The sequence below is a fragment of the Vibrio sp. 1F279 genome (assembly GCF_041439815.1).
Classification (GTDB): Bacteria; Pseudomonadota; Gammaproteobacteria; order Enterobacterales; family Vibrionaceae; genus Vibrio; species Vibrio tasmaniensis_A.
Window position 1 is genome coordinate 36,217 of sequence record NZ_JBGOOU010000005.1, and the last position, 12,350, is coordinate 48,566.

At 43.4% G+C, this 12,350-nt stretch carries 10 protein-coding genes; 5 read left to right on the forward strand and 5 right to left on the reverse strand.

What is annotated here, in order from left to right:
* Positions 1-216 precede the first annotated feature (216 nt).
* Positions 217-495 carry a peptidylprolyl isomerase PpiC gene (gene ppiC, locus ACED60_RS05590; RefSeq protein WP_009845728.1) on the forward strand — a complete coding sequence of 93 codons (279 nt, stop codon included), beginning with the start codon at positions 217-219 and terminating at the stop codon, positions 493-495.
* A gap of 283 nt (positions 496-778) precedes the next feature.
* On the forward strand, positions 779-2,164 hold the full coding sequence (locus tag ACED60_RS05595) for an alpha-amylase family glycosyl hydrolase (RefSeq protein WP_009845727.1): 1,386 nt from the start codon (positions 779-781) through the stop codon (positions 2,162-2,164).
* Between the two features lie 166 nt (positions 2,165-2,330).
* Here ACED60_RS05595 and ACED60_RS05600 read toward each other — a convergent pair whose 3' ends face one another.
* The 4 genes from ACED60_RS05600 to ACED60_RS05615 all read right to left on the reverse strand — a co-directional run bounded on the left by ACED60_RS05600 (position 2,331) and on the right by ACED60_RS05615 (position 7,565).
* Complete coding sequence (locus ACED60_RS05600) at positions 2,331-4,202, reverse strand: methyl-accepting chemotaxis protein (RefSeq protein ID WP_371727100.1); 1,872 nt, start codon at positions 4,200-4,202, stop codon at positions 2,331-2,333.
* Between the two features lie 456 nt (positions 4,203-4,658).
* A complete protein-coding gene (locus ACED60_RS05605; protein ID WP_012600269.1) occupies positions 4,659-6,029 on the reverse strand; it encodes a YjiH family protein in 1,371 nt (456 codons plus the stop codon).
* Between the two features lie 228 nt (positions 6,030-6,257).
* A complete protein-coding gene (locus ACED60_RS05610) occupies positions 6,258-6,932 on the reverse strand; it encodes a YoaK family protein (protein ID WP_009845723.1) in 675 nt (224 codons plus the stop codon).
* 150 nt (positions 6,933-7,082) lie between these two features.
* Entirely contained in the window at positions 7,083-7,565 is a 483-nt protein-coding gene (locus tag ACED60_RS05615) for a GFA family protein (protein ID WP_371727101.1), read from the reverse strand.
* Between the two features lie 32 nt (positions 7,566-7,597).
* Between ACED60_RS05615 and ACED60_RS05620 the strand changes: the two genes are divergently transcribed.
* The 3 genes from ACED60_RS05620 to ACED60_RS05630 all read left to right on the forward strand — a co-directional run bounded on the left by ACED60_RS05620 (position 7,598) and on the right by ACED60_RS05630 (position 10,206).
* Positions 7,598-8,245, forward strand: a complete 648-nt coding sequence (locus ACED60_RS05620; RefSeq protein WP_371727102.1) for a hypothetical protein — start codon at positions 7,598-7,600, stop codon at positions 8,243-8,245.
* Between the two features lie 123 nt (positions 8,246-8,368).
* Positions 8,369-8,668, forward strand: coding sequence for an isoamylase early set domain-containing protein (locus ACED60_RS05625; RefSeq protein WP_012600273.1), 300 nt, complete (start codon positions 8,369-8,371; stop codon positions 8,666-8,668).
* A 245-nt stretch (positions 8,669-8,913) separates the two neighbouring features.
* Entirely contained in the window at positions 8,914-10,206 is a 1,293-nt protein-coding gene (locus ACED60_RS05630; protein WP_371727103.1) for a peptidoglycan DD-metalloendopeptidase family protein, read from the forward strand.
* Positions 10,207-10,356: 150 nt separating this feature from the next.
* Here ACED60_RS05630 and ACED60_RS05635 read toward each other — a convergent pair whose 3' ends face one another.
* The gene (locus ACED60_RS05635) at positions 10,357-12,201 is read right to left on the reverse strand and encodes a putative bifunctional diguanylate cyclase/phosphodiesterase (RefSeq protein ID WP_371727104.1); all 1,845 of its coding nucleotides are present in this window, start codon (positions 12,199-12,201) and stop codon (positions 10,357-10,359) included.
* Between the last annotated feature and the right edge of the window lie 149 nt (positions 12,202-12,350).

The window sequence follows — 12,350 nt, forward strand, 5'->3', positions numbered from 1 at the left end:
AAGTCACTATGCGGTTTTTAAAGATCTTTAAGGGGGTTGTTTTCGGTTATAGAGTGAAGAATGATGATTCTTGGGTTAAAATCACGCTAAACGCAGGCGTTTGATGGACTTTTGTCGACAAGTCGTTAGCCGTAAGCTGAATTACAACAGTCAGTACTCTGATGAATTCTACGTAATCATCACAAATAAACTGACCGCAACAAACTGAGAATTATCATGGCAAGAACAGCAGCAGCGCTTCATATATTGGTGAAGCATAAAGAATTAGCAGAAGACATCATGACGCAGCTTAAAAAGGGCGCTAAATTTCAAACGCTAGCGAAGAAGCATTCAACCTGTCCATCTGGTAAAAAGGGCGGCGACCTAGGCGAGTTCAAAAAAGGTCAAATGGTGCCTCAGTTTGATAAGATTTGTTTCTCTGGCGAGACACTTGTACCACATCTGGTAAAAACAAAATTTGGCTGGCACGTAGTGAAGGTTCTTTACCGAACTTAGTCATTAATATGTGTTAGATTGAATAAAAGGAGCGTAGATACGCTCCTTTTTTGTCATTTTTGGGCGCATTTAAAAACATTATGGCTGAGTGTTCATCCCGGACGTTATGCGATAATTGGCGCTACGCCCTTAACTATCCACCTTGACTAATCGGTGGGAGGAGGAGGGGTTTTAATGAGTAACTCATATAATAAATACCATTCTTAAGGAAATTTATGCAGCTTTGCCTTTTAGCCTTTGTATTTATCTAGAAAGCTGTAAACGAGTTTGGTAGGAGAACAACATGGAGAGTTCAGCTATGTTAAGCACCCCAGCGACAGATGTTATATTGCATGCTTTTGACTGGTGCTACGCTGACGTAATGAAGAACGCCCCTCTGATTCAAGAGTTGGGTTATAAATCTGTTTTAGTCTCGCCGGCAATGAAGTCGTTACGAGGGCCTAAAGGCTGTGATCGAGATACAGGTACCCAATGGTGGCAGCGCTATCAACCCCAAGATTATCGTGTGATCGATAATCAGCTTGGTGATACGCAAGACTTCACTGCAATGGTGAACACGTTAAAGCAACATGGGCTTCGTACCTATGTGGACGTTGTGTTTAACCACATGGCTAACGAGTCGAGTATTCGCGGTGATTTGACGTATCCAAATCAACAAGACATGGCGTCTTACCAACAAGATTCTGAGTATTACGAATCCGTTCGTTTGTTTGGTGATCTTTCTAAACCTTTGTTTGATGAGAACGACTTTGTCGAAGCGTTTGGTATCAAGAACTGGAAAGACACTTGGGAGGTGCAAAACGGACGTATTACTGGTGGAGCAAGCGATCCAGGCCTGCCAACGCTGTTAGACAACGACAATGTGGTTACACAGCAGCGAGCTTACCTAAAAGCCTTGAAAGTGATTGGTGTGAAAGGGTTTCGCATCGACGCAGCGAAACACATGACACTGTCACATCTACGTAAGGTTTGGACTGATGATATCTGTGAAGAAATGCATATCTTTGGCGAGATCATTACTGACGGTGGTGCAACCAAAGAAGAGTACGAACTGTTCCTCGAGCCTTACCTTAAACACACTCGTTTAGGGGCGTATGATTTTCCGCTATTCAATACCATCTTCAAAGCTTTTGAAGAGCAGGGCAGTTTTAAGTCTCTGATCAACCCATACTGTTTTGGTCAAGCTCTGTCGAACATGCGAGCGATCACTTTTGCTGTCACTCATGACATTCCAAATAACGAGGTGTTTTTGGAACATGTGATGGATGAAGTCGACGAGCAATTAGCTCACGCCTTTATTCTTGGACGAGATGGCGGTGTGCCGCTTGTTTACAGTGAGCTCAGCACCAGCGGTATTCTGGACAAGAGTGGCCAACCTCGTTGGCTTAACGACTGGCAAGCGCCTTATATGAAAAACATGATTCAATTCCATAACCATGTTCATGGCGAAGCGATGCAGGTGGTTGAAGCCAATGATGACTTGTTGGTGTTTGTTCGTGGCGACAAAGGCATTGTGGTGATTAATAAATCGAAACGAAGCAAGACGGCCTCATTAAATTGGACAGGCGCTGTGACGGATCTGTTGTCTGGCGAAGTGTTCGAATGTGTTGGTAAGGACTTAACTATTAAGGTTGAATCCAACCAGTGCATGATGCTGACGACCAACTAGCTCGAGCCTGTTACGAGTTAGAAAGCAAATTTTGCAAAGAAAACCTTGAAAAGAAAACCCCGCTTACTGATTACCAGTAAGCGGGGTTTTTTATTTAAAGCTGTTTATTGCTTACTAAACAGGGTGTTAGTTAAACAAGGTGTTAGTTAGCTAAACGCTAAGGCGGTTAAACCGTAAACTTGTTTAATAGTTCGTCTTGTTGGCGAACATTGTCAGTTTGAACTTGCATTGCTGTGTTTGCGTCTTGAGCTGCGTTCGATACCTGTGTTGAAAGGTCTTTGATCTTAACTGTGTTGTTGTTGATCTCTTCCGCTACTAAACTCTGCTCTTCAGCTGCTGAAGCAATCTGAATATTCATATCAGAGATGCGCTGAATCGCGTCGCGGATGCGGTCAAGTGAAGAGTTTGCTTGCTGAGCGCGTTCAACGGCGTCAGTGGCTGTGTCTTTACTTTGATTCATCGCGTTAGATACAGAGCTTGCACCCGCTTGGAGCTGCTCAATCATGTTGCGGATCTCTGTGGTCGATTCTTGAGTACGTTGCGCTAGTGTGCGAACTTCATCGGCAACGACAGCGAAACCACGGCCCGATTCACCAGCACGCGCCGCTTCAATAGCAGCATTCAATGCAAGTAGGTTGGTTTGGTCTGCGATATCGTTGATTACTTTAAGAATCGTCTCGATATTTGCTGTTGCTGATTCAAGTACTTGTACTTCTGCAACCGCTTGGTCGATACGTGCTGAAAGGTTATCAATCGCTTGAGTCGTGTCACTTACTACAGATGTACCGTCTAGTGTCGCATCGTCAGCTTCACGAGCCGCGGCTGCTGCGCCTTGAGCGTTGTTTGCTACTTCCGTTGCGGTAACGGCCATCTCGTTCATTGCGGTGGCTAGCTGTTCAAGCTCTTGCAGCTGAGTATTCATCGCATTCGCTGACTCACCCGCGCCTTTTACTGTGATTTCAGTGCCACGTTTAATCTCAACACCAATCGCTTTGGATTGAATGATTTGATTTTGCAGGTTTTCAGTAAAGGTGTTGAAGCCTTTCGCAAGGTCAGAGAGCTCTTTATCTGTATTGGTATCTAGACGTTTAGTTAAGTCACCTTGTCCGCTCGCAACATCTTGAATGGCTTGGTTAAGCGTCTCAAGCGGGCGCATTAACACACGAATAAGGACGGTTAATGCAATGATGCTGAGAATAACCGCAATTAAAGAGTAGATTATCGAGCTGTTTTTCAGATCTTCAACCGTTTGGAATGCGATCTCTTCATCAAGTATTGCGCCGATGTACCAATCTTCACTTGGGATGTGAGTGAAGTTCACTAGGAACTTTTTACCGTCGACTTCAATTTGTTGAGATCCCTCGCGAATAGTCGCTTGTGGCAGGTAGCTTGATAGCGTTTCGCCATTGTTCTTAGCATTAGGGTGAGCAATCGTCGTGCCGTCGGCAGTGACTAGGAATAAGTAACCCGCGTCAAACAAGTTCACTTGGTTTACCAAGGTCGCAAGGTTGGTCAGTTCTAGGTCGTAGAACATACCCGCAGTAAAGCGGCCGTTGTCTTTAACTGGCGTACCCACTGAGATGATGACTTTTTTGCTTGATGCATCCACATAAGGAGCTGTCACAACTAAACTGTTTTTGGATTTAGCATCAATGTACCAAGGGCGGATTCGTGGGTCATAATCTGGCCCCGCGTCCCAACCGTCATCATTCTCAATCACGAAACCGTTTGCGTCATAACCAAAACCAACCGCGAGAAAACTGCCTTTAAGTTTTGGCTTTTCTAGGATGTTTTGAACGTAGGTACGATCTTGAGGGTTGATTTCAATGACTTCAGTCGTCGACTGAGCCAGTGCTTTCTTAGCATTCATCTCTGATGCTACGGTGTTCTTAATACCAGAGACCATCTCTTTCAGGCTTGCATTGACGTGGTTCTCTACAGCACTTTTTACGGTGTAAAGTTGCTGTATTGAAAGCAATGATACTGTCACTAATAGCAAGGCTGATGATGCTGCAACCACCTTATGGCTAAATTTCATTGTGTTTTCCTCTTCTCACAAGCTTTGCGAAAACTAAAGCTAATCGTGTTTTTGTAATTATATATATATCGACATTGTTGGGATTTACTTGAATGTAATTTCACAAAATAGACTACAAAAACACAACAACCCGCACAACGTAAAACTCAGTTAATTACATACTTGCTACTTTTGTTTTTTGGTTCAATGAGTTAAAGAGTTGGCTTAATCAAAGGCAAACAAAGTGAGGAGGGTATTAATTAGGCTAATATGCGTATGATTTACTATATAAGGGAGAGGTGTAAGGGAATTAATATGAAATCAAATGATATTCTCAATTCGTATATTGGCGATATTTCAAACAGGAGAGTGTATGTATTTTAAACCGGAGAGTGAATATATTAGGCAAAAAAAGCCCCACAAAAGTGAGGCTATTATAAATCAGGTTATTTATTACACTGTATCAGTGCGTCTAATTTAAAATATTAGATGCGCTACACCAGCGATAACCGGAAGTGTAATTAACGTACGTAGAATAAAAATAATAAACAGTTCAAGGATATTCACGGGAATCTTACTGCCTAGAAGCAGAGCGCCCACTTCAGACATGTAGATCAGCTGAGTTACCGACATTGCTGCAATAACAAAGCGAGTCATCTCGTTGTCGATAGAAGCGGCAAGGATCGCTGGGATGAACATATCCGCAAAACCAACAACAATGGTTTCAGACGCTGCAACCGCTTCAGGTACACCAAGTAGCTCAAGGAATGGAATGAAAGGCTGGCCTAGGAATGAGAACACAGAGGTGTATTCTGCAATTACCAATGCCATTGTACCTAGCCCCATTACAACAGGAAGAACGCCGAATACCATGTCGACTGCGTTACGAATGCCTTCACCAAATACAGACTTAGCAGACTTCACTTGTGATGCCTTATTTACCGCGAGTTCAAGACCCCAAGAGAAAGTCGAGTGACCCGCTGGGATTGCATCAGCATCTTTGTGAGGTTTTGTACCATCAATGAAGGTGTCTTTCTTCATGCTCAGTGGAGGAAGGCGAGGGATGATTACCGCGGCCACAATACCTGCTAAGCAGATTGCTGCGTAGAAGGGTAGGAATAGGTGCTCTAGTTCTACTTGAGCAATCACTACAAGGCTGAACGTGATAGATACTGCTGAGAAAGTCGTACCAACAACAGCGGCTTCACGTTGAGTGTAGAATTTCTTCTCGTACTGTTTGCTTGTAAGCAGGATACCAACGCTGCCGTCACCTAACCAAGAAGCCATACAATCGATAGCACTACGACCCGGCAGGTTGAAGATTGGACGCATCACTTTACTTAGTAAGGTGCCAAACAGTTCTAACAAACCGAAGTTAAGTAGAAGTGGTAATAGTAAACCGGCAAAGATGAATACTGAAAATAGAGTCGGCAATAGGCCCTCTAACACGAGACCACCGGTGTTTTCTTCCCAGATAAACTCAGGGCCAACTTGGAAGAAAGCCATGAATGCTGCAGCACCACCGATAATACGAACCAACAACCACAGTGGAGATGGGTTGAAAAGGCCGTTTAGAAATGAATTCGATGTAATGAATGTAGGTTTGAAAATGGTGCTTAACACGGAAGCTACAGACATGAAGGCAACGATTGCAGTGATAATAGCAACTAGAGACTCACCGAAAACCGCTTGAATTGATTTGGCTAGAATAGCGACAGGGATCGTGAGATCACCTTGGTAGCTAATTGGCGCCATGAAGAGGAACAAACCAATCAGAGATGGGATTAAGAAAACCCAGAAACTGCCTTTAGATTTCTCTGGTTGAGCAGTATTCGTGTTGTTAGACATGTTAATTATTCTCGTATTTCTACATGTAAAAAAGCCACATCCTTGGCATTTTTATTCTCTAAACATCCGTATTTTCTCATTGGGTGCAAGATTACCGAGTATTAATATCACTTGCAATACTATTCATCAAATATCGCTAAATATTCACACAGGTTATTCTGCAACACAACATGAGTTTAGAATAAAGTGTTGCAGATGTTACATATTCTCATGGTTATTACTAGGCGTTTATAAATTTACTGAGGCTTCAGTTCGATAAGTTAGGTAGAGCCAGTAGCTAAACGCGACAATGAACGCGAAAGAGGCAGGGAAAGCCAGTGCCAAAATTTCAAAGCGCTGGAACAGGCAAGCACCACTTAAACCACCAAACAGAAAGCCAACAACGATGAACATAAGAAGTTTGGCTTTACGGCGGTCAAAAGGCATCCCCTTTAAGCGTGCGCCAATCATGATCCCAAGGTCTGTGATGATCCCGCTCATGTGTGTGGTGCGAATGATCGCCCCGCTATAGGTGGTGATCATTGCGTTCTGCAACCCACACGCGGCTGAAGCGAAATACTGGCCTGAAGTGTAGCCTTGTAACAGTGCCCAAAGCGCCAAGAACAGCAATCCACCCTCAATACATAGCGCAACACCGTAACGGCGTCCTAACTTCAATGCTTGATTTTCGATAAAGAATCCGCTGAACGCGGCACCTAGCATAAAGCTCATAATGATTAGCAGGAGGTGCATAGAAGTTGAAGTCGGCGTGAGCAGGCTGCTGCCAAGTAAAGACATGGTGCCTGAAATATGGGAGATAGCTTGATGTTGGAAGCCGAGTAAACCAATAGCATTAACGCTGCCAGCAAGGCCCGCTAACAGTAAGGCGCCGTATTCAACCCAGCGAGGTAGTTTAGAAATCATGTGGTTCACCCTGGGTTAAAAAGAGGAGCAGATTATAACGCTAGCGAAAAGATACGCTAGCGTTGTAGAACGTTGGTATTTGATCTTAGGCAACAGTCTTGCAGTTTGTTCCAATACTGTTGCTTTATAGAGAAAATGGTCAGTAACAGGCTAGTTGTAGTGACTCATCTGGTGGTCAAATTTGACCCATCCGTGTTTGCGTTCTTCGTAGACTGAAAAGCTTGGTAGCGGAAAGTCTTGCTCTTTAAATAGTCCGAGCGGGACGACATAAAAATCGGCGGCGGCAACCGACTGCAATAGCATGGTACTGCCACATTTAGGGCAAAACTGGTAGGTGACTTCATTGCCCGTGTCACTGATACGTGAAAAGGAGGTGACCTCTCCGTTGAGTGTCACTTGTTCTATGGGAAATCGAGCCTGAACCCCGAACACACTTCCGGTGCGCTTCTGACATTCATAACAATGGCATACGGAGGTGCGTTGAGGCTCGCCTCTGCAGACTAAATTGACGGCTCCACAGCGGCATTCGCAACTTCTGATATTTCTCTCTTTAATATGATTGATATCCATCCATGCTCCACTTCTGGTTAACCCTGTATTGATAATTATACTAAAGCCCTTTATGGTCTGCACAACTGGATGAAAACAAAAGAATATAATTGCTCATGAAAAAGAAAATCTTACCTATACCTCTGATTTTACTGATTCCTATTGTCATGTTGGTTGTGGTGATACTGGCGGGTATTTATCGCTTTAGCTTAAGTGACGAAGAGATCTTGGCGAAGTTTCCTTCTTCTCAAGTCAGTTATGACCCTGTTGTTGAAACCGTTTTTGATTTGAAGACGACTAACCCATGGACAATCAAAGTTCCTGAAACCAACGCGTACGCCTTTATTAATGAAGTCGATGGACCAAGATCAATCGCGTTTGGGCGGTATGACTCCGGTGTTGAGCGTGGTGTGGTCACCGTAGACACCAACAACCTTTCAAGTGTCACGTTAGGCAAGGCGAGTTTCTTTGTTGCACCTATGTGGGTATCTAACCAAGGCAGTGGCGTTTTCTATTATATTGGCCTGTTTAAACATGACCAGCATCGAAGCCGCGTCGTGTTAGTTGACCAATTCTTTCTTGGTGACCGTGTGAGAATCCAAACTTTAGAGATTACTCAGCTGCTCGATTCACAAAGCAAACTCTCTGGGGAAGGTTTTATCGGCTTTACTCGACATTCTGCGGAACAATCTTTTCTAGAATTGCAATCTGAAAAGGTGTTAATGAGTTTTTCTTTCAATACGCAATCAATTGATCAGCAATGACGTTTTTGTTAGAGCAAGGAACTGTTGTTTATGTGAGCTAAATTACATATTATCTTAAGTAGATGAATGAAATTTAGACACACTTAGCTTTGTGTCTGCTTACTTTACAAATGGAGCTTGCGAATGATTAATAAACGTTTTTTTAAGACGAAAGATGAAGTTGAAGTGACTTTCGAGCTAGAAGCTCAAGAAGCTAATTCTGTATCAATCGTTGCTGACTTTCTGGATTGGAAAGCGACGCCAATGAAAAAACTGGCGAAAGGGAAGGTTTACAAGTTTAAAACTCGTCTTCCGAAAGATGGCGAGTTTCAATTTCGCTACTTAGTTGATGATCAACAATGGGTGAACGATGCGAATGCTGATCGTTATATCCCGAATGAATTTGGTGAAGATAATTGCTTGGTATCGACAGTTAACGTTTAATTGAAATAGCACGACTTAATTGAAATAGTATGAATTAATTAAAAAGCAGGAGCTAGATGTTTCTGCTTTTTAATGTCTAAATCGTTCGTTCATTAAATTTTTGAGTTGTGCCTATTTCATTAACGGTAACTCAATGACTTAGCCGAGATTGCGCAGATTCACATCATATTATGACAATGCAATGATGATTTATACGCCTGAAAAGCATATCCTGTGCTTTTATATCGTAGAAAGACCTGTTTACCGTGTATTCAAAAATATTTTCCTTTCCGTTTGCTGAGCTTTCACCTGTAAAAAAAGCAGCAATTTTAGGACTGCCACTTATTGCAGCGATTAGTGTTGCTTTGCAATATTCACAATCAAATCTGACGAAAACGATCGATCTTGATTTGCCAGACTCAACCGTTATTGAGTCAATTCTGTCACCTCCTTCTGCTACCGTTATTGAGCCACCGACGTTTGAATATCAAATTCAATCAGGCGATAACTTAAGTAGCATCTTCACTCAGCTTGGGTTTTCTTATAACTCGATGATGAGCGTGATGGAAACCGATTTGAACTTCCTTGCGTTAGACACGCTTCGTCCGGGTAATACATTACGTTTTTGGCGTGACGAAGCGACGGGCAACCTTTCAAAAATGGAACTTCAATTTAGTGTCGCGGACAAAGTGGTTTATCGACTGCTTGATGACGGCAGCTACGAATTCGAAGACATTTCTATTCCGGGTGAATGGAAGCAAAAGCCTTTAGTGGGCGATATCCATGGCAGTTTCTCGATGTCAGCGAACAAAGTTGGCCTGAACAGTATTGAGATTGACCATATTGTGACTCTTCTTAAAGATAAGCTGAATTTCAGCCGAGACTTACGTGCGGGTGATCAGTTTGAAGTGCTTCAAAAAGCGCAATTCGTTGATGGTGTTGCAACCGGGAAACGTGAAATCGAAGCGATCAAGATCATGAACCGTAACCGTGTTGTTTCAGCGTACTTACACACTGACGGACAATATTACGATGCCAATGGCGATAGCTTACAACGCGCTTTCCAACGTTACCCGGTGAGCCGTGGTTGGCGTCAAAGTTCTCAGTTTAATCCTAAGCGCTTACACCCTGTGACTGGGCGAGTCTCTCCGCATAACGGCACAGATTTCGCGACGCCAATTGGCACACCCGTTCAAGCAACAGGTGATGGTAAAGTGATCATGACTCGTAAGCACCCATATGCTGGTAACTATGTGGTGATTCAGCATGGCAGCACATACAAAACACGCTACCTACACTTGAGTAAGATCCTCGTTCGTAAAGGACAAACGGTATCTCGTGGTCAGCGTATTGGCTTATCCGGTAAAACGGGCCGAGTGACGGGGGCGCACTTACATTACGAATTGATCGAACGTGGTCGTCCTGTCAATGCAATGAAAGCGAATATTCCGATGGCCGATTCCGTACCTAAAAAGGAAAAAGCGACATTCGTAGCCGCTAGAGATGAAGCCGACAAGCTATTAAAGAAAGCTTTAGAAACACAATCGAATAATAGCTAATAGCTGACTGTATGCCGTCAAGGTAACCGTTAGCTAGATGGTTGCGAGTAATGATGTAGCCTTTAAAGCCGTGAGTGCAGAACTAAATACTTTAATGTTTAGTGATACGCTCGCGGCTTTTTGATTTTAGGTTGAGGTAGTGAACGGCGTTTAGGATAGAGGTTCTGAGTGAGTGACGTAGCTAACGATAGCTTCTGGTCGCATAGGTGGAGAGTAGAGGTATCCTTGAATTTTGTCACACCCCATTGCGTGCAGCTTTTCTAATTGCTCAAGCTTCTCAACGCCTTCCGCAACCAATGACACATTGAGTCTGTGTGCCAGTTGAACAATCAACCACACAACACTTTCGGATGTTGAGTTTGTCAGCAAGTTTCGAATAAAGGTGGCATCAATCTTAATACAATCGATAGGGTAGCTATGAATGTAATTTAAGCTTGAGTAACCAGTACCGAAATCATCTAGAGCGATCGTGAACCCTTGTCCCCTTAGAAAGTCGAGTGCTGACTTTGTTTCTTGAGTTGGAGATAACAGCACGGTTTCGGTTAGCTCAATGACAAACTCGTTTGCTTTAAAGTGATGCTGTTCAATCGTTCGAGTGAGATAGGAAATATAACGCTTAGAATCGGTAAGCTCGTGAGCGGAGCAGTTTATTCCAAGCTTAACTTTGTAGCCTAAGCCTCGCTCCAATGTTGTTTTAGCGCGGCATACCAATTCGATGATCCGTTCACCTAGTTCCACAATCAACCCCGATTCTTCCGCTACCTGAATGAACTCCACTGGCGAGATGTCGCCATGTCTTGTGGTTTTCCAACGAGTTAACACCTCGAAGTAATCCCATCGTGTATCAATGTGATCAACGATTGGTTGTACAACCACGTACATTCCATTGTCATTAGGTGCCTGACTGTCTGATATGGTGCTATCAAGCTCACTTCGTAAGGCGGCGATTAACTCGGCTTTCCTTTGGTAACGAACCCTTAGGTGAGTGTCGTAACATTGAATATGAGTATCTTGACTATGCTGGCACTCTTTTAGCGCCAAACTGGTGTTGAAGATGATTTGCTCTACGTCTTTATTGTCTCCATCTGACCGGGCAATGCCGATGCTGACGTCGAAATCGATTTTGATATCAATACTAGTGTAACCTTGCTTTATCTTATCCAGAATTTGTTCGCAAACCGCTATTGGGTCTGAATGATAGGTAATGAATGCGAACTCATTGCCAGCCGTCCGGAACGTCAGGTTGTTGTCGGGCAAGGTTCGGCGCAAGGTCTCTGCAACGAACTGAAGTACCTTATCGCCAATATAATTACCGTGCATATCATTGATGGCTTTGAAGCTATTGATGTCGAGCAGAGCGAGCGTGAAGGGAGTGACACTCTGCTGAGTGATCGATTCCAAGGTGTCTGATAAGCAGCTACGGTTTAATAGCCCAGTTAGACTATCGTGTGATACTTCGTAGCTGAGTTGATTAACCAGTTGCTCAGAACGGTCGTTGAACCACATTTCACGCAAGGTGTGAATGACGATATCTGCGAACAACTGGTGGTGTTTTATCACGTCTTGTTGTTGATCTGTACTCATAGGCGAACTAAAGGTTGAGAAAAGCACACCCATGACTTCGCCACTTTGACTGCGTGCTGGGATAGCGATTGAGTTCTGTGAGGTGATTTCTTGCCTAAATGCTGATGTTGGGAGTGACTGAACGATATACTGAGCAAATGAGCAATCTGGGTGTTTTTGATTAACGGCTTGTTGGTATATGTGACCATGGCGTGCGTTTATTTTGTCATGCAGTACATGGTCAGAATGGGCAATTACCAAAGGAACCATTTGATCGGGAAAGTGCTTTTTCTCAATGATACTGGTGTATTGAGTACCGAAGGTTTGATGCAAAGTAAGCACGGCAGACTCTAAAAGGTCGATACCTTCCAATTTGAGTAAGCGCCCAATGTGCTCTGTGTCTATCATGCTATTGCGTGTATGTTGAGTCATAGTCACCATCCGTAGCCAACCAGAATCGTGTGTAAGCTGTATGTGTATGATCTTGTGTATACGATCTTGTAGCTGCACTGTCTTAAATATTAACAATGCAACTTGCATTAATAATCTTGATATGCGTCTAGTTTATTATTGGTCGTGTT

Coding starts and splice junctions, on each gene's coding strand:
- ACED60_RS05610 (WP_009845723.1), bottom strand. CDS start 6,932: ATGATTTCTAAACTACCTCGCTGGGTTGAATACGGCGCCTTACTGTTA.
- ppiC (WP_009845728.1), top strand. CDS start 217: ATGGCAAGAACAGCAGCAGCGCTTCATATATTGGTGAAGCATAAAGAA.
- ACED60_RS05625 (WP_012600273.1), top strand. CDS start 8,369: ATGATTAATAAACGTTTTTTTAAGACGAAAGATGAAGTTGAAGTGACT.
- ACED60_RS05605 (WP_012600269.1), bottom strand. CDS start 6,029: ATGTCTAACAACACGAATACTGCTCAACCAGAGAAATCTAAAGGCAGT.
- ACED60_RS05620 (WP_371727102.1), top strand. CDS start 7,598: ATGAAAAAGAAAATCTTACCTATACCTCTGATTTTACTGATTCCTATT.
- ACED60_RS05635 (WP_371727104.1), bottom strand. CDS start 12,201: ATGACTCAACATACACGCAATAGCATGATAGACACAGAGCACATTGGG.
- ACED60_RS05595 (WP_009845727.1), top strand. CDS start 779: ATGGAGAGTTCAGCTATGTTAAGCACCCCAGCGACAGATGTTATATTG.
- ACED60_RS05600 (WP_371727100.1), bottom strand. CDS start 4,202: ATGAAATTTAGCCATAAGGTGGTTGCAGCATCATCAGCCTTGCTATTA.